This window comes from Agromyces sp. NPDC060279, assembly GCF_042726785.1.
Lineage (GTDB): Bacteria > Actinomycetota > Actinomycetes > Actinomycetales > Microbacteriaceae > Agromyces.
This window is the reverse complement of sequence record NZ_JBHXBK010000003.1, coordinates 196,476-213,687: the sequence shown is the minus strand read 5'-3', so window position 1 is coordinate 213,687 and position 17,212 is coordinate 196,476. Positions and strand designations below refer to the sequence as shown.

Annotated in this window: 12 protein-coding genes and 1 pseudogene; 9 read left to right on the top strand and 4 right to left on the bottom strand. The window is 73.6% G+C overall.

Going from position 1 to position 17,212, the window contains the following annotated elements:
* Positions 1-99 precede the first annotated feature (99 nt).
* Together ACFWE1_RS12095 and ACFWE1_RS12090 are read right to left on the bottom strand one after the other, a co-directional pair.
* Complete coding sequence (locus tag ACFWE1_RS12095; RefSeq protein WP_376933681.1) at positions 100-1,026, bottom strand: M56 family metallopeptidase; 927 nt, start codon at positions 1,024-1,026, stop codon at positions 100-102.
* Positions 1,027-1,029: 3 nt separating this feature from the next.
* Positions 1,030-1,407 carry a BlaI/MecI/CopY family transcriptional regulator gene (locus ACFWE1_RS12090; RefSeq protein WP_376933680.1) on the bottom strand — a complete coding sequence of 126 codons (378 nt, stop codon included), beginning with the start codon at positions 1,405-1,407 and terminating at the stop codon, positions 1,030-1,032.
* A 122-nt stretch (positions 1,408-1,529) separates the two neighbouring features.
* On the opposite strand from ACFWE1_RS12090, the gene ACFWE1_RS12085 reads away from it, so the two are divergent.
* The 9 genes and pseudogenes from ACFWE1_RS12085 to holA all read left to right on the top strand — a co-directional run bounded on the left by ACFWE1_RS12085 (position 1,530) and on the right by holA (position 15,746).
* Complete coding sequence (locus ACFWE1_RS12085; RefSeq protein ID WP_376933679.1) at positions 1,530-2,942, top strand: cytochrome ubiquinol oxidase subunit I; 1,413 nt, start codon at positions 1,530-1,532, stop codon at positions 2,940-2,942.
* A 12-nt stretch (positions 2,943-2,954) separates the two neighbouring features.
* Positions 2,955-3,959 carry a cytochrome d ubiquinol oxidase subunit II gene (gene cydB, locus ACFWE1_RS12080; RefSeq protein WP_376933678.1) on the top strand — a complete coding sequence of 335 codons (1,005 nt, stop codon included), beginning with the start codon at positions 2,955-2,957 and terminating at the stop codon, positions 3,957-3,959.
* 1 nt (position 3,960) lies between these two features.
* A complete protein-coding gene (cydD, locus tag ACFWE1_RS12075; protein ID WP_376933677.1) occupies positions 3,961-5,601 on the top strand; it encodes a thiol reductant ABC exporter subunit CydD in 1,641 nt (546 codons plus the stop codon).
* On the top strand, positions 5,588-7,258 hold the full coding sequence (cydC, locus tag ACFWE1_RS12070; protein ID WP_376933676.1) for a thiol reductant ABC exporter subunit CydC: 1,671 nt from the start codon (positions 5,588-5,590) through the stop codon (positions 7,256-7,258). The genes cydD and cydC overlap by 14 nt, the downstream gene beginning before the upstream one ends.
* Before the next feature lie 58 nt (positions 7,259-7,316).
* Positions 7,317-8,705, top strand: a complete 1,389-nt coding sequence (pabB, locus tag ACFWE1_RS12065) for an aminodeoxychorismate synthase component I (protein WP_376933675.1) — start codon at positions 7,317-7,319, stop codon at positions 8,703-8,705.
* Between the two features lie 77 nt (positions 8,706-8,782).
* Positions 8,783-11,359: a leucine--tRNA ligase gene (gene leuS / locus ACFWE1_RS12060; protein ID WP_376933674.1), complete on the top strand. Its 2,577-nt coding sequence runs from the start codon at positions 8,783-8,785 to the stop codon at positions 11,357-11,359.
* Positions 11,360-11,489: 130 nt separating this feature from the next.
* On the top strand, positions 11,490-12,212 hold the full coding sequence (locus ACFWE1_RS12055) for a helix-hairpin-helix domain-containing protein (RefSeq protein ID WP_376933673.1): 723 nt from the start codon (positions 11,490-11,492) through the stop codon (positions 12,210-12,212).
* Between the two features lie 377 nt (positions 12,213-12,589).
* A pseudogene (locus ACFWE1_RS12050) lies at positions 12,590-14,287 on the top strand (ComEC/Rec2 family competence protein); the annotation flags it as partial.
* A gap of 430 nt (positions 14,288-14,717) precedes the next feature.
* Complete coding sequence (gene holA / locus ACFWE1_RS12045) at positions 14,718-15,746, top strand: DNA polymerase III subunit delta (RefSeq protein ID WP_376933672.1); 1,029 nt, start codon at positions 14,718-14,720, stop codon at positions 15,744-15,746.
* Between the two features lie 258 nt (positions 15,747-16,004).
* Here the strand turns inward: holA and rpsT are convergent, their stop codons facing one another.
* A complete protein-coding gene (gene rpsT / locus ACFWE1_RS12040) occupies positions 16,005-16,265 on the bottom strand; it encodes a 30S ribosomal protein S20 (RefSeq protein ID WP_189086488.1) in 261 nt (86 codons plus the stop codon).
* A 148-nt stretch (positions 16,266-16,413) separates the two neighbouring features.
* On the bottom strand, positions 16,414-17,211 hold the full coding sequence (locus tag ACFWE1_RS12035; RefSeq protein ID WP_376933671.1) for an alpha/beta fold hydrolase: 798 nt from the start codon (positions 17,209-17,211) through the stop codon (positions 16,414-16,416).
* Position 17,212 lies beyond the last annotated feature (1 nt).

Genomic DNA, 17,212 nt, shown 5'->3' with positions numbered 1-17,212 from the left:
ACGGGCCGCGGCTGGGGAGGACATCCGACCAGGGAGTGATCACCCGGGGGTGCGCCCCGTACCGCGGGGTGAGGCGTGCGGCGTGCGGCGGCCCGGGCCTCAGCCGAGGATGGCGAACATCGAGACGATGGGCGTCGCGACGAGGATGACCGCCGTCGCCACGATTCCCGCGCGCTCGACGAGGGGGAGCGGCTGGACGGGCTCCTCGAGGCGGCGGAGCCGCGCTTCGAGGAGGTCGGGGTCGGGTCGGACGCCGCCGGCGTCCGCGTAGGCGAAGGGCTCCGCATCGGCGCCGAGGCGTTCGGCCGCCCGGCGCAGCGGTTCGGCCCCGGTCGTGCGCCGGGCGCCGTCGTCGGCGAGCATCTCCGTCAGCGTGGAGACGGCGCGCTCGGCGCGATTCGCGATCGGGAACCAGGGCAGTGCGCTGTGCCAGGCGCGGAAGGAGAGCAGCACGAGGTGGTGCAGCTGCTCGAGGTGGGTGCGTTCGTGCGCCACGACCGCGGCGAGCTCGTCCTCTTCGAGCGCGCCGATGAGGCCGTCGGTGAGCACCGTCGCCGTGCGCAGGCCCGGGACGCAGTAGGCGAGCGGCACGGGGTGGGCGAGCACCCTGGTGCCGGGCTGACCGGGCAGGGGCTCGCTCAGCAGATCGATGAGCTGGTGCTGGCGACGCCGCTCCCGCTCCGCCGACACCGCGGTCAGCGCGAGGTTCAGCGCGAGGTGCACGGCCAGTCCGGCGGCGAGCGTGAGCGCCGCGATCTCGAACACGCCGTAGTGCTCGGGGATCGGCCCGTCGACGAGGTGGGGGAGCAGATCGTGGAGGCCGGCGAGGAGCGAGCCCGAGGCCGAGGCGCCGAAGGCGAGCAGGCTGCCGATCATGGCGAGGCCGCCCGAGAGGGCGATGGCCTGCCAGAGGGCGAGGGCGAGCGCGGGTGCTCTGGCCGGCCACGCGGCGCTCGCGAGGGCAAGCGGGGCCGGCCACGCGAGGGTGATCGCGAGGGCGGCGAGCACGGCCGCGACGACGAGCATGGGTCAGCGCCGGGCGCTGAGCTCGTCGAGGAGGCGGCGGAGGGTCTGCGCCTCGCCGGCGGTGACGGTGCCGACGAAGCGCGCGAGTGCGCCGTCGCGGTCGTGCGAGGAGTCGAGCACCTCGTGCATGAGCTCCGCGGTGTGCTCGGCCCGGCTGAGCAGGGCGCGGTAGCGGTGCGGGCGCTGGTCGCGCGAGCGGGAGACGAATCCCTTGCGCTCGAGCCGGGACAGCACGGTGAGCACCGTGGTCGTCGCGGGGGAGCGGCCGCTCTCGGAACCGGTGAGCACGAGCCGGTCGCGCACCTCTTTGGCCGTGAGTGCGGCATCGCTCGTCCAGAGCTCTTCCATCACCGCTCGTTCGAGCTCGCCAAGACCTGCCATTGCTTCATCGTACTGCGTGACTTGCACTTCTTCTACATCGAGTAGAAGAATGGGTGCCGCAGGCTTCTACGAAGTGTAGAAGTCATCCGCTCGGGCCCGGACGGCCGCGAAGGGGGCACCCTGTGAATGATCTGCTCGATCCGCTCTTGCTGGCCAGGTGGCAGTTCGGTCTGACCACCGTCTACCACTTCCTGTTCGTGCCGCTCACCATCGGTCTCGCCACGACCACGGCCATCTTCCAGACCGCCTGGGTGCGCACGGCGAAGGTGGAGTACCTGCGCATCACCCGGTTCCTCGGCTCGATCTTCCTCATCAACTTCGCCATGGGTGTCGTGACCGGCATCGTGCAGGAGTTCCAGTTCGGCATGAACTGGTCGGAGTACTCCCGCTTCGTCGGCGACATCTTCGGCGCGCCGCTCGCGCTCGAGGGCCTGCTCGCCTTCTTCCTGGAGGCGACGTTCATCGGGCTCTGGATCTTCGGCTGGAACCGCCTGCCGCAGAAGCTGCACCTCGCCACCATCTGGGTGACCGCGGTCGGCTCGATCGTCTCGGCGTACTTCATCATCGCGGCGAACGCCTGGATGCAGAACCCCGTCGGCTTCGAGGTGAACGCCGAGCGCGGCCGGGCGGAGCTCGTCGACATCTGGGCGGTGCTGACGAACCCCGTGGCCCTCGCGGCGTTCCCGCACACCATCGCTGCGGCGTTCATGGTGTCCTCCGGGCTCATCATCACGGCGGCCGCGTGGCACCTCTCGCGCAACCAGCACCTCGACACGATGCGTCCGGCCCTGAAGTTCGGGCTCTGGGCGATGGTGGTCTCCGGCGCGCTGACCACCTTCTTCGGCGACCAGCTGAGCCTCGCCATGGTCGCGACGCAGCCCATGAAGATGGCCGCGGCCGAAGCCACCTACGACACCGTGTGCGGCGCGGACGCCTCCTTCTCGATCTTCACGCTCGGCACGCCGGACGGCACGAACGAGCTCTTCTCGATCCGCGTGCCCTACCTTCTGTCGCTGCTGTCGACGCACAGCCTCGACGGCTGCGTCGAAGGCATCAACGACCTGCAGGCCCAGTACACCGAGCTGTGGGGCCCCGGCGACTACACGCCGATCATCTGGGTCACCTACTGGGCGTTCCGCTGGATGATCGGGCTCGGCATGGCGCACGTCCTCGTCGCGGTCGTCGGCCTGTGGCTCACCCGCAAGGGCCGGATGCCGAAGCAGAAGTGGGTGTGGAAGGTCGCCATCTGGAGCTTCCCGCTCTCCCTCGGCGCCATGATCGTCGGCTGGGTCTTCACGGAGATGGGCCGGCAGCCCTGGATCGTCTTCAGCCAGATGTTCACGGAGTCGGCGGTGTCGCCCAACGTCACGGGCCTCGACGTGCTCATCTCGCTCACCGCCTTCACGCTGATCTACGGCATCCTCGCCGTCGTGGAAGTGCGCCTCATCATCCGCGCCGTCAGGAAGGGGCCGCCCGAGATCGGCGCCCCCGACCCCGAGACCGGACGCGTCGAGCAGCCCTCGACGGTCTACTAGAAGGAGTTCGTCATGGATCTCGCCGTGCTCTGGTTCTGGATCGTCGCCTTCCTCTTCGTCGGCTACTTCGTGCTCGACGGCTTCGACTTCGGCGTCGGCATGACCATGCCCTTCCTCGCGAAGGACGACACCGACCGCCGGGTCATGATCAACACGATCGGCCCCGTCTGGGATCTCAACGAGACCTGGGTGATCGTCGCCGGCGCCGCGCTGTTCGCGGCCTTCCCCGAGTGGTACGCGACGCTGTTCTCCGGCTTCTACCTCGCGCTGCTGCTCATCCTGCTCGCGCTCATCGCGCGCGGCGTGTCCTTCGAGTACCGGCACCAGCGGCCGGAGTCGCAGTGGAAGGCCTGGTTCGACCGCATGATCATCGTCGGCTCGGCCGTGCCGGCGCTGCTCTGGGGCGTTGCCTTCGCCAACATCGTGCAGGGCGTGCCGCTCGACGCCGACCACAACTACATCGGCACGCTCTTCGACCTGCTGAACCCGTACGCCCTGCTCGGCGGCGCCACGACGCTGCTGCTCTTCTTCACGCACGGCGCCGTGTTCATCGCGCTGAAGACCGAGGGGGAGCTGCGGGCCCGGGCCAAGCGCCTCGCGACGAAGGCGGGCGTCATCACGATCGTCGTCGCCGCCGCGTTCCTGCTGTGGACGGGCGTCGCGCAGGGCTCCGCGTGGTTCTGGGCGCTGGCGGCCGTGGCGGCCGTCGCCCTCATCGGCGGCGTGCTCGCGAACACGCGCGGGAAGGAGGGCCTGGCCTTCGGGCTCATGGCGCTCACGATTGCGGCCGCCGTGATCGGGCTCTTCGCCGCGCTCTTCCCCGAGGTGATGCCCGCATCGAACGACCCGGCGAACAGCCTCACGATCGCGAACGCCTCCAGCACGCCCTATACGCTCACGTTCATGAGCTGGACCGCGCTGATCTTCCTGCCGCTCGTGCTCGCGTACCAGGCGTGGACCTACTGGATCTTCCGCAAGCGCGTCACCAGGCAGACCATCGAGGCGGCCGCGCACTGACGTGAAACCGCTCGACCCTCGCCTCATCCGACGCTCCGGCGCCGCCCGCGGGTTCCTCGCCGCGGGCGGCGCGGTGGCGCTCGTCCAGGCCGTCGCCGTCATCGGCTTCGCGTACGCGCTCGCCCGACTCGTGACCGATCTCGTCGCCGGCGTCCCGCTGGCGGAGCTCGGCTGGGCGATGCTGCTGCTCGTCGGCTGCGTCGTGGTCCGCGCGCTCGCGGCGTGGGTGTGGGAGTGGTCCGGCGCCGCCGGGGCGGTGCGGGTGAAGGCCGAGCTCCGCCGGGCGGTGCTGGAATCCGTTGATCGCGGCGTCGGCGCGCCCGCCGGCACGGGCAGGCTCGCGACGCTGCTCGGACCGGGGCTCGACGCGCTCGACGACTACTTCGGGCGCTACCTCCCGCAGCTCGTGCTCACGGTGGTCGCGATGCCGATCCTGCTCGTCGCGGTCTGGCTCGCCGATCCGCTCTCCGGCCTCATCCTCGTCATCGTGCTGCCGTTGCTGCCGATCTTCATGGCGCTCATCGGCCTGGCCACGAAGCAGGTCCAGCAGCGGCAGTGGGAGGGGCTGCAGCAGCTCTCCACCGCCTTCCTCGAGATCGTCGGCGGCCTGTCCACGCTCGTGGTCTTCAACCGCGCGGAGCGCCAGCTGGGCCGCATCCGGCGCGCCACCGACGCCTACCGCGGCAAGACGATGCGCGTGCTGCGGGTGACCTTCCTCTCCGGCTTCGTGCTGGAGTTCGGGGCGAGCCTGTCGATCGCGCTCGTCGCCGTGTCGATCGGCCTGCGCCTCGTCTCGGGGGAGATGGGCCTGCTGGCGGGACTCTTCGTGCTCGTGCTCGCACCGGAGGTGTTCCTGCCCCTGCGGAACGTCGGGGCCGCCTTCCACGCCTCGACCGAGGGCCTCGAAGCCTCCGGCGAGGCGCTCGACCGCTTCGAGGCGGGGGAGCGGACGGATGCCTCGGCCGCACGCACCGCGACGGCGCCCGACTCGGCGCGGTCGGGCGGGACCGCGGTGCTCCGGCTGGAGCGGTTCGCGGCGCTGCGCGACGGCCGTGCCGTCGCCGCTCCCGTCGACCTCGAACTGGCGCCGGGCGAGGTGGTCGCCCTCGTCGGGCCGAGCGGTGCGGGCAAGTCGAGCCTCATCGCCGCGCTGCTCGGCTTCGCCGAGGCGGATGGTGAGGCCTGGGTCGACGGCGTCCCCGCGGGGCCGGCGGCCCGGCCGCGCGTGGCCTGGGCGGGCCAGCAGCCGCTGCTGCGCGCGGGCACCGTCGCGTCGAACGTCCGCCTCGGCAGCGAGCACGCGCCCGAATCGCTGCTCGAGGAGGCGCTCGCTGAACTGGCCGTGGGGTTCGACGCCGGGCACCCGGTCGGCGCCGACGGCGCGGGGCTCTCCGGCGGCCAGCAGCAGCGGATCGCGGTGGCCCGGGCCTGGCACCGCGCCCGCGCCGAGGGACTTCGGCTGCTCGTCCTCGACGAACCGAGCTCGGCGCTCGACGTCGGACACGAGGCCCGGCTCGCCGCCGCCGTGCGCCGGCTCGCTGAGAACGGCGTCGCAGTGCTCGTCGCGAGCCACCGCCCCGCGCTCGTCGCCGCCGCCGACCGCACCGTCGAGCTCCGGGAGGCCGCTCGTGTCGCGAAGTGATCCCGCCACCCGTCGCGTGCTGCGCGAGGCGATGCCGCCGATCCCGCGGCTCCTGCCGGCGATGCTCGCGGGCATCGCCTCCGGGGGCTCGGCCGTCGCGCTCCTCGCCGCGAGCGCCTGGCTCATCACACGAGCGGCCGAGCAGCCGCCGATCCTCTTCCTCTCGCTCGGCATCGTCGGGGTGCGGGCATTCGCGCTCTCCCGCGCGGTGTTCCGCTACCTCGAACGGCTCGCCGGGCACGATGCGGCGTTCCGGCAGCTCGCCGCCGTCCGCGCCGGCGTGTACGAGCGGATGCTGCCGGTCGCCCCGGACGGCGTGCCGGCGACCCGAGGCGGCGAGCTGCTCGCCCGCTTCGTCGGCGATGTCGACGAGCTGCAGAACCTCGCCCTCCGCGTGGTGCAGCCCGTCGTGAGCGCCCTCGTGGTGCTCGTCGCCGCGGTGACCGGCATCGCGTTCCTCGCGCCCGGCGCGGCGGCCGGGCTCGCGCTCGTCCTCGTGGCCGGCATCGGCCTCGCGCTTCTCGCCCAGCACCGCGCCGGTGCGCGGGCCGACCGCGAGCTCGCCCCGCTGCGCGGCCGCCTCCAACAGGCGGTCGTCGAACACCTCCGCACGAGGGAGCTGCTGCTCGCGTACGGCGCCGCCGACGCCGATCTCGACCACATCGACGGCCTCGCCCGCCGACTGGGACGCGTCTCGCGGGCGCGGGCGGTCGCCGCCGGGGCCGTGGCCGCCGCCGTCGCGGCGATGGGCGGCATCGGCGCGGCCGTCGCGCTCTGGCTCGCGGCCCCCGTCCTCTCGAACGGCGCCATCGACGGGCCGACGCTCGCGATCCTCGCGCTCGTGCCCCTCGCCGTCGCCGAGGTGGCGGCGGCGATCCCGCCCGCGGCAGCGGCGTGGCGCGTCGCGCGCTCGGCGGCGGAGCGGGTCGCCCGTGCGGTGCCGGCCGAGGTGCCGCCGGAGCTCCCCGTGCCCGCGGAGGCGCCGCGCGTACTGCCGGCCGGCGGACCCGCGCCGAGGCTCGAACTGCACGGCGTGCATGCCGACTGGCCCGGGGCGTCCGAGACCGGGCGGCCGAGCGCCCTCCAGCCGATCGACCTGGTGCTCGACCCGGGCGAGCGCGTGCTCGTGCGAGGCCCGAGCGGCAGCGGCAAGACCACGCTCGCCCACGTGCTCGTCCGGTTCCTCGAGTACGGCGGTTCCTACCGCGTCGACGGCATCGAGGCGCGCGAGCTCGACGCCCACCGGCTGCGCGACCGCATCGGGCTCGTCGAGCAGCGGCCCTGGCTCTTCGACGAATCCATCCGGCAGAACCTCATCTTCGCCCGGGACACCGCGAGCGACGCCGAGCTCGAGGCAGTGGTCGATCGTGTCGGCCTCGGCGAGTGGATGCGCGAGCGCGGCGGGCTCGACGCGCCCGTCGGGGAGCGCGGCGCGCTCGTGTCGGGCGGCCAGGCCCACCGGATCGCGCTCGCCAGGGCCATGCTCGCGGACTTCGACGTCCTCGTGCTCGACGAGCCGACCGCGAGCGTCGACCGCGCGCGGGCGGACGCCCTGCTCGCAGAGCTGCTCGACGCGGCATCGGGCCGCTCCGTCGTGCTCATCTCGCACACGCCGGTCGCGGCGGGGCTCGTCGACCGCGAGCTCGTGCTCGGCTGAGCCGCGCACGGGGCGGGAGCGGGCGCGGCCCCGCGCGCGTGCGCCGTAAGCTGAGGGGATGCCCCGACGCCTCCGTCGACGACCGCTGCCCGGGTGGCGCGACCCGGAGCTCGTGCACCTCGAGCTCGCCGGCGACGCCCCGGTGTCCGCATGGCTCGACTCCGGCATCGACGTGAGCTCCGGCACGAGCGTGGTCGCCGTGCCGCGGGACGGCGCCGCGATGCTCGTCGCGGGCGACGACACCCCGCCCGCGGACGTCTTCGCACAGCTCCGCGCCGAGCTCGGCGATCCGACCGACGCCGCCGCGGGCGCCACGCCGCTCGGCTGGATCGGCTGGTTCGGCTACGAGTTCGGCGCTCGCGCGCTCGGCCTGCCCGCCGCGCCGACCCGCACGCCGGCGGCCGCCTTCTTCTTCGCCGAGCGCGCCGTGGTCTTCGACCACGCCACCCGGACGATGCGTCTCGAGTGGCTCGAGGACGAGGCGGATCCCGCGTTCGTCGCGGCCCAGGCATCCTGGCTCGAGCGCACCGCCGCCGCCATCGCCGCGCTGCCCGAACGGGCGGCCTCCTCCGATCCCGTGCCCGCCGCGCGCGACGGCGCGGTCGCCGCGCCCCGCTGGCGGCACTCGGCGGCGGCGTACCGCCGACGCATCCGCGCCGCTCAGGAGGCGATCGCCCGGGGCGACGCCTACCAGCTCTGCCTCACCAACCGGATCGACGTCGACGGGCGCTTCGACCCCGTCGAGCTGTACCGGCGGCTCCGCCGCACGAGCCGGAGCCACCACGGCGGGCTGCTCCGTTTCGACGGGACCGCCCTCGTCAGCGCCTCGCCCGAGCAGTTCCTGCTCGTCGAGCCCGGCGGCCTCGTCTCGACGAAGCCGATGAAGGGCACTCGGCCCCGGCATCCCGACCCGGACCGTGACGCCGCCCTCCGTGCCGAGCTGCTCGCGAGCGAGAAGGAGCGGGCCGAGAACCTCATGATCGTCGATCTGATGCGCAACGACCTCTCGCGCATCGCCGAGCTCGGCAGCGTCCGCGTGAGCGGCCTGCATACGGTCGAGGAGTACCCGCAGGTGCACCAGCTCGTCTCCACCGTCTCCGCGCGGCTCCGCCCCGGGCTCGGCGCCGTCGACGCGGTGGCCGCGGCGTTCCCCGCCGGCTCGATGACCGGGGCGCCGAAGGAGAGCGCCATGCGCATCCTGCACGAGCTCGAAGCGGGGGAGCGCGGCGTCTACTCGGGCGCCTTCGGCACCATCTCCGTCGACGGCGGCGCCGACCTCGCGATGGTGATCCGCTCGATCGTCGTGACTCCGACGGGCGCGTCGATCGGCACCGGCGGCGGCATCACCGCGCTCTCCGTGCCGGACGAGGAGGTCGAGGAGACCCGGGTGAAGGCCCGCGCGCTGCTCGACGCCCTGGGCGCCGCCCCCGAGGCCGCGATCGAATAGGCTGGAGGCTCGCATCGAGCGCGCTTCCGCTGCGCCCGCGATCCCCACCCCCGCAGATACGCACGATTGAGAGTCACGTGGTCAACGAGCAGGAATCCGTGCCGCGCCCCGACGCCGACGCCTACGACTTCGCCGCCATCCAGGAGAAGTGGCTTCCGGTGTGGGAGGAGCTCGAGCTCTTCCGCGCGGGCCGCGAGGGCGACACCCGCCCCCGCAAGTACGTGCTCGACATGTTCCCGTACCCCTCCGGCGACCTGCACATGGGTCACGCCGAGGCGTTCGGCTTCGGCGACATCTCCGCCCGCTACTGGCGCCACCAGGGCTTCGACGTGCTGCACCCGATCGGCTGGGACTCCTTCGGCCTCCCGGCCGAGAACGCCGCCATCAAGCGCGGCGCCGATCCGCGCGAGTGGACCTACTCGAACATCGCGCAGCAGAAGCGCTCGTTCCGCCAGTACGCGCCGAGCTTCGACTGGTCGCGCGAGCTGCACACGAGCGACCCCGAGTACTACAAGTGGAACCAGTGGCTGTTCCTGAAGCTCTACGAGCAGGGCATCGCGTACCGCAAGGCCGGTCAGGTCAACTGGTGCCCGAACGACCAGACCGTGCTCGCGAACGAGCAGGTCGTCGACGGGCACTGCGAGCGCTGCGGCGCGGTGGTCACGAAGAAGGCGCTCACGCAGTGGTACTTCCGGGTCACCGACTACGCCGATCGGCTGCTCGACGACCTCAACCAGCTCGAGGGCACCTGGCCGTCGAAGGTCGTCTCGATGCAGCGCAACTGGATCGGCCGCTCCTCGGGCGCCGACGTCGAGTTCGAGATCGAGGGCCGCGACGAGCGCGTCACCGTGTTCACCACCCGGCCCGACACGCTGTACGGCGCGACCTTCATGGTCGTCGCCGTCGACTCCCCGCTCGCCGCGGAGCTCGCGGCCGGCGCCTCCGCCGAGGTGCAGCGCAACTTCGAGGGCTACCTCGAGTCCGTGCGCGCCGAGAGCGACATCGACCGGCTCGCGACCGACCGGCCGAAGACCGGCGTCTTCCTCGAGCGCTACGCGGTGAACCCGCTGAACGGCGAGCGCCTGCCGATCTGGGCGAGCGACTACGTGCTGGCCGACTACGGTCACGGCGCGATCATGGCGGTGCCCGCGCACGATCAGCGCGACCTCGATTTCGCCCGCGCCTTCGAGCTGCCGGTGCGCGTCGTCGTCGACACGAACGCGCCGGTCACGGGCGTCATCCCGGTCATCCCGACCGACGCCGACGGCAACGCGATCGAGCCCGACGAGCTGCCGCCGCTCGACCCGGCGTCCACCGGCGTCGCGCTCACGGGCGAGGGCCGGCTGATCAACTCCGGCCCGCTCGACGGGCTGTCGAAGTCGAACGCGATCCGCCGGGCCATCGAGATCCTCGACGAGCGCGGAACCGGCCGCGCCGCGAAGAACTTCCGCCTGCGGGACTGGCTGATCTCCCGTCAGCGCTTCTGGGGCACGCCGATCCCGATCATCCACTGCGCCGACTGCGGCGAGGTGCCGGTGCCCGAGTCGGAGCTGCCCGTGCGGCTGCCCGACGCGGCGGGCCTCGACCTGAAGCCGAAGGGCACGAGCCCGCTGGGCGCGGCCGAGGCGTGGGTGAACGTCACCTGCCCGAAGTGCGGCGGCGCGGCCAAGCGCGACTCCGACACGATGGACACCTTCGTCGACAGCTCGTGGTACTACCTGCGGTACCTGAACGCGAACGACGACACGCGCGCCTTCGACCCGGCCGAGGCCGAGAAGTGGGCGCCCGTCGACCAGTACGTCGGCGGCGTCGAGCACGCGATCCTGCACCTGCTGTACTCGCGCTTCATCACGAAGGTGCTGTTCGACCTCGGCTACCTGCGCTTCACCGAGCCCTTCACCTCCCTGCTGAACCAGGGCATGGTGCTCATGGACGGCTCGAAGATGTCGAAGTCCAAGGGCAACCTCGTCGAGTTCGCCTCCGAGCTCGCCGCGCACGGCACCGACGCCCTCCGTGTCACGCTGGCGTTCGCCGGCCCGCCGGAGGACGACATCGACTGGGCCGACGTGTCGCCGGTGGGTTCCGCCAAGTTCCTCGCGCGGGCCTGGCGCATCGCGCACGACGTGACGAGCGCCCCCGAGGTCGACTGGTCGACGGGCGATCGGGCGCTGCGGCGCGCCTCGCACCGTCTGCTGGCGGATGCCCCGGGGCTGGCCGAGTCGTACAAGTTCAACGTCATCGTCGCGCGCCTGATGGAGCTCGTGAACCTGACCCGCAAGGCGATCGATCAGGGCCCCGGCCCGGCCGATGCCGCCGTCCGCGAGGCCGCCGAGGTGACGGCGATGATCCTCGATCTGTTCGCGCCGTTCACGGCGGAGGACATGTGGCAGCGGCTCGGTTACGAGCCGTCGGTGGCGCTCGTGCCGTGGCGCAAGGCCGACCCGGCGCTGCTCGTGGAGGACCGGGTCACTGCGATCGTCCAGGTCGACGGCAAGGTGCGCGACCGGCTCGAGGTCTCGCCGAAGGTGTCCGGCGAGGAGCTCGAGCGCCTTGCGCGCGACTCGGCCGCGGTCGCCCGGGCGATCGGCGAGCGTGAGATCGTGAACGTCATCGTGCGCGCGCCGAAGCTCGTCAACATCGCGACGCGGGGATAGCCGGGCGAGGCTCGGGCGGCGCGCCCGAGCCCGCTCCGGCCCTCCTCCACAGGCGGCGCGGGCAGCCCACGCGCTCACCGACTCCTCCTGGGGGCGTCCCGCGCGGGGCGGTCGACCGTAGCGTCGTCGCATGCCTGGACTCCCGAGCGGCGCCGAGCCCGAAGACGACGCGCTGGCGCTGCTCGCGCCGTCGGCCCGTCGGGCGGGGGTGCGCACCCGCATCGCCGTCGGCGCGGCGGTCGTCGTGTTCCTCGTGGCGCTCGCGGTGGCTGCGCTGCTCTCCTTCACCGGCTCGGGCGGTGGGGATGCCGGTTCGCTCGAGTTCGGCGACGAGACGACGGCGGGCGACGAGGCGGCGGCCGGAGCGGCTCCCGGGGCCGGGCTGACCGGGGCCCCGGCCTCGCCGGTGCTGCTCGTGCACGTGCTCGGCGCCGTCGCCCGGCCCGGCCTCGTCGAGCTCGAACCCGGCGCGCGCGTCGTCGACGCCATCGCCGCTGCGGGCGGGCTCACGGCCGAGGCCGACGCCGGCGGGGTGAACCTCGCGCGCCCCGTCGCCGACGGTGAGCAGTTCCTCGTCCCGCGACCCGGCGAGGTGCCGCCGCCGCAGTCCGGGGCGGCCGGCGGCGCGAGCGGAGCCGCCGGCGAGCCCGGTGCCGCCGCCGGCGTGGTGCGATTGAACACGGCGGGTCTCGCCGAACTCGACACGCTGCCGCGCATCGGGCCGGCGCTCGCCCAACGGATCCTCGACTGGCGGGCGGCGAACGGCGGGTTCACGAGCGTCGAACAGCTGCTCGAGGTCGCCGGCATCGGCGACGCCGTCTTCGCCGGGCTCGTCGACCGGGTCGCCCTGTGAGCAGCGGCTCGCCCCCAGCGCCGCTGGGTGAAGGCGCCGCCGTGCGCGATCTGCGCCTCGTCCTGCCCGCGCTCGTGGCCTGGGCCGTCGGCTGGGTGGCGGTGCGCCTGCCGGAGCTCGGGGTCGAAGCCTGGATCGCCCCGTCGGCCTGCTGGGCGACGGCGTGCGCCGCCCTGCTCGCCGTGCTGCGCTGGCGGCGGCCGGCGGCGGCCCTGGCGCTCGTCGCGGCAGCGGCGGCCGCAGTGGTCGCGACGAGCGCCGGCGTGGCCCTGGCGGAGCGTGACCGTGGACCGTTCGCGGAGGGGAGGCCGGCCTCGGCAGAGGTCGTCGTCGAACTCGTCGGAGCTCCGCGCGACGCCTCGTTCGCCACGGCGGCGATGGAGTTCGCCCCCGAATCCGAAGCCGATCCGGGGGTGCCGGTGTCTCAGCGGCTACGGGTGCCGGCGCGACTGCTCGAGGTCGAGGGCGAAGCGGTGCGGCCGCTGCCGGTGGTCGCGGAGTTCGAGGCGGATGCCGCTCGCATCGGACTCGGTTCGCGGCTCGCCTTCGATGCCCGGGCTGCGCCGCAACCGCCCTCGGAGCGGGCAGCGCTGCGGCTGCGCGGCGGCGCAGTGGACCGCATCGCGCCGCCGCCCTGGTGGGCCGCGTGGGCGCTCCCGCTGCGTGCCGGACTCGTGGATGCCGCCACTGAACTCGGCGGCGACGGCGGCGCGCTCGTGCCCGGGCTGGCAGTCGGTGACGAGCGTGCCGTCGGCGATGAGCTGAACGCCGCGATGAAGGCGAGTTCGCTCACCCACCTCACCGCGGTGTCCGGCGCGAACTGCGCGATCATCACGGCCGCCGCGTTCTGGCTCGCGGCCCGGTGCCGCGCGCCGCGCTGGGCCCGGGTGGCGATCGCGATCGGCGCGCTGCTGGGCTTCGTGGTGCTCGTGACGCCGCAGGCGAGCGTCGTCCGCGCCGCGGCCATGGCGGTCGTGCTGCTCGTGGCGCTCGCCCGCGGACGACGGGGCGGCGGCACGCCGGCGCTCGCGACGGCGGTGATTGTGCTCCTCGTGGCCGATCCCTGGTACGCGGGGGACTACGGCTTCGCGCTGTCGGTCGCGGCCACGGGCGGCCTGATCCTGCTCGCCCCGCCGCTCGCCTCGCGACTCGCTCGCGTGATGCCGGCACCGCTCGCGGTCGTGCTGGGGGTTCCGATCGCGGCGCAGCTCGCCTGCCAGCCGATCCTCGTGCTCCTCGAGCCCAGCATCCCGCTCGCGGGCGTCGCGGCGAACCTGCTGGCCGCGCCGGCGGCACCTGCGGGCACGGTCCTGGGCCTGCTCGCCTGCCTCGTCCTGCCGTTCGTGCCCTCGGTCGGCTACGCCCTCGCGCAGCTCGCCTGGCTCCCCGCCAGCTGGATCGCGGCCCTCGCGCACGCCGCCTCGAACATGCCGCTCGCGCAACTGCCCTGGCCGCCGGGTGCACCGGGCGCGGCGCTGCTGCTCGTCACCACTGCGGTCGCGTTGCGGCTCGTGCTCGGGCGCCGCCAGCGGCGCCCACTGGCGGCGCTCTCGCTGGCCCTCGTGCTCCTCGTGATCGCCGGCACCGTCGGCGGGGCCCTCGGCACCCGGGTGCTGCCCGGGCTGCTGCGACCGGCCGACTGGTTCGTCGTGGCCTGCGACGTCGGGCAGGGCGACGCCGTGCTGCTCAGGGCCGGCGGGCGAACGATGCTCGTCGACACCGGCCCGGAGCCGGCGGCGCTCGGGCGCTGCCTCGAGCTCGCCGGCGTCGATCGCGTCGGGCTGCTCGTGCTCACGCACTGGGATCTGGACCACGTCGGGGGAGTGCCGGCCGTGGCCGATCGAGTCGACGCCGTGCTGCACGGCCCGCCCGACGGGGCCCGTTCGCGCCGGGCGCTCGCTCCGCTCGTCGAGCGCGGGGTCCAGGCGGTCGAGGCCGAAGCCGGCAGGAACGGCGAACTCGACGGGCTGAGCTGGCGAGTGCTCTGGCCCGAGGCCGGAACGAGGCCCGGCAACGACGCGAGCGTCGTGCTCGCCGTCGACGGGCCGCAGGCGAGTGTGCTGCTGCTGGGCGATCTCGGCGAGACGGCGCAGATCGGCCTCGCGCAGCAGCTCGAGGCCGAGCGGGCCGGTGCGTTCGAGCTCGTGAAGGTGGCCCACCACGGCTCGGCCGACCAGCACGAGGCGCTGTACGCACGCCTGGGAGCGGTACTCGGCCTGATCGGCGTCGGCGCCGACAACGGCTACGGGCATCCGACGGCCTCGCTGCTCGAACTGCTCGAACGCCTCCGCGTGCGCCCGGCGCGCACCGATCTGCTGGGCACCGTCTTCGTCGGCACCGACGGTGTGGGGCTCCGCCTCTGGAGCGAGCGCGGCGATGCGGGGCCGGCATCCGGGGCGGGGGCGCCGAGCGCCGCCCGGCAGCCCGGGATGACGGCGGCCGTCCGTAGACTCGGCCGTAGACTTGGAGGTCGAGCCGGCGCATTCCGCCGGGCAGGAGGAGACAGTGGCGGCACGCACCGCGGCACGTGCCGCACCGAAGGCGAAGGCGGCCATCCCGCAGCTCGCGTGGAACGCGGTCCGCCCGGCGCCGGTGGTGCTCGTCGCCGGGCCCGAAGACGTGCTGGCCGAGCGGGCGATCGGCATGCTCCGCGACTTCCTCCGCGCCGAGGATCCCGCGCTCGAGGTCAGCGACCTCGAGGCCGACGCCTACCGCCGGGGCGAGCTGCTGACGCTCGCGAGCCCCTCACTGTTCGGCGAACCGCGGCTCATCCGCGTCTCCGGCGTCGAGAAGGCGAGCGACGACTTCCTGCTCGACGCGCTCGACTATCTCGAGCAGACGGCGGAGTCGACCACGCTCGTGCTCCGGCACCGCACCGGGCAGCGCGGCAAGAAGCTGCTCGACGCCATCCGGGCGGGTTCGGGCGGCGGCATCGAGATCGTCTGCGCCGAACTCAAGAAGGACGCCGAGAAGCAGGACTTCGCCGCGACCGAGTTCCGCAGCGCCGGCCGGAAGGTGAGCCCCGGCGCGCTGCGGGCCCTCGTCGGCGCGTTCAGCGACGACCTCGCCGAGCTCTCGGCCGCGTGCCGGCAGCTCATGGCCGACGCCCCGGGCGATATCGACGAGAAGCTCGTCGCCAAGTACTACGGCGGCCGGGTCGAGACCACGGCGTTCACCGTGGCCGACGCCGCGATCGCCGGTCGGCATGGCGAAGCGCTCATCGCCCTTCGGCACGCCCTCGACAGCGGGGCCGACCCGGTGCCGATCGTCGCGGCGTTCGCGATGAAGGTGCGCACGATGGCGAAGGTGTCCGGGGCGCGCGGCGGCGGAGCGCAGCTCGCGTCGTCGCTCGGCATGGCCCCGTGGCAGGTCGACCGTGCCCGCCGCGACCTCGCCGGATGGGACGACGCCGGTCTCGCGCGCACCATCGAAGCGCTCGCGGCGACCGACGCCGCCGTGAAGGGCGCCGAGCGCGACCCCGTGTTCGCCCTCGAGCGGCTCATCGGCGTCATCGCCTCCCGCGGCCGCGCCTGAGCCACGCCCGCCCGGGCCCCCTTGCCCGTCCGCGCCCAATGCGGCATCCGCCCGCCCGCGCCTGTTTCGCGGCATCCGCGAGTCGCACGGCGAAACACCCGGGGCGCCCTTTCGGCTGGCGCACGGGGCATTTCGTCGTGCGACTCGTCAGCCGGCGGCAGCAGTAGTCGCGGCGGCGGTACCGGTGCGACGCAGCCGGCGTCGGCGGGAACGACGAAGGCCCCGCCGGAGCGGGGCCTTCGTGGGTGCTGCTGCGCGTCAGAGCGCGGCGGCCTGCTTCGCGATCGCCGACTTGCGGTTCGCGGCCTGGTTCTTGTGGATGACGCCCTTCGAGACGGCCTTGTCGAGCTTGCGGTTCGCAACGCGAACGGCGGCGGTCGCCTTGTCCTTGTCGCCACCGGCGATCGCCTCGCGCGCGGCGCGGACGACGGTCTTGAGCTCGCTCTTGACGGCCTTGTTGCGCTCCTCGGCCTTGCGGTTGGTGCGGATGCGCTTGATCTGCGACTTGATGTTTGCCACGTGGATTCTTTCGTTGTCGTGCGGTACGGGATGTGCCGCGAGCGGTAGAGGGGCCGCCGCGACGTTTCGTGCGGGGTGGGACCCACACGCAAGCCAACAGGCAACGATACCAGTTCTCAGTGGGCGGCACCAAAGCGAGCGGTGCGACTCACGCCGTCGATCGGGGGCCCCGCGCGGCACGGCGACGGACCGCCGCGCGGCGCTCGAGCTCGGCCACCGCGTCGAGCACGACGGCGCTGAACGCCTCCGGGCGGCTCAGGCTCACGAGATGGCTGGCGCCGGGAACGACCACGAGACGTCCGTCGTGCACCGCGCGGGCGAGCCGGCGCTCCTCGAGCCGGAAGTGGTCGAGCTGCCCGTTCACGAGCCAGACCGGGCAGCGCACCGCGCCGAGCGCCGCTTCGAGGTCGATCGTGCCGACGGCGCGGAGCGTCGGCCGCATGACGTCGAGGGCCACGCCGCCGGCGACCACGTCGTGCGCTGCGGCGGGGGAGAGCATGAGGCGCACGAAGCCGTCGTTGAGCGCGCGTCCGCGGTCCGGCAGCCGGCCGATCGCGTCCGCGAGGGCGAGGTAGCCGCGGAGGCCGAGGCCGCGAGGACGGGTGCCGCACGAGGCGGCGACGAGGCCGTCGAGCAGCTCCGGATGCCTCGCCGCGGTCTCGATCGCGAGGTAGCCGCCGAGGCTCAGCCCGACGAGCAGCCGCGGCACGGGCGTCGGCTCCGCCGCCCCATCCGGGCCATCCGCGTGTTCGTCGACCCGGAGCGCGTCGGCGATCGCGGCGACCGCGCCGTCCAGGGTGAACGGCTCGTCGATCCGGCGCCCGTGCCCGGGCAGGTCGATCGCGACCGCGTCGACGTCGTAGCGCGCGAGCGCCTCGAGCTGTGCACGCCACATCGTGGCGGAGGTGCGGATGCCGTGGACGAGCACGACGCGCGCGCGGACCACG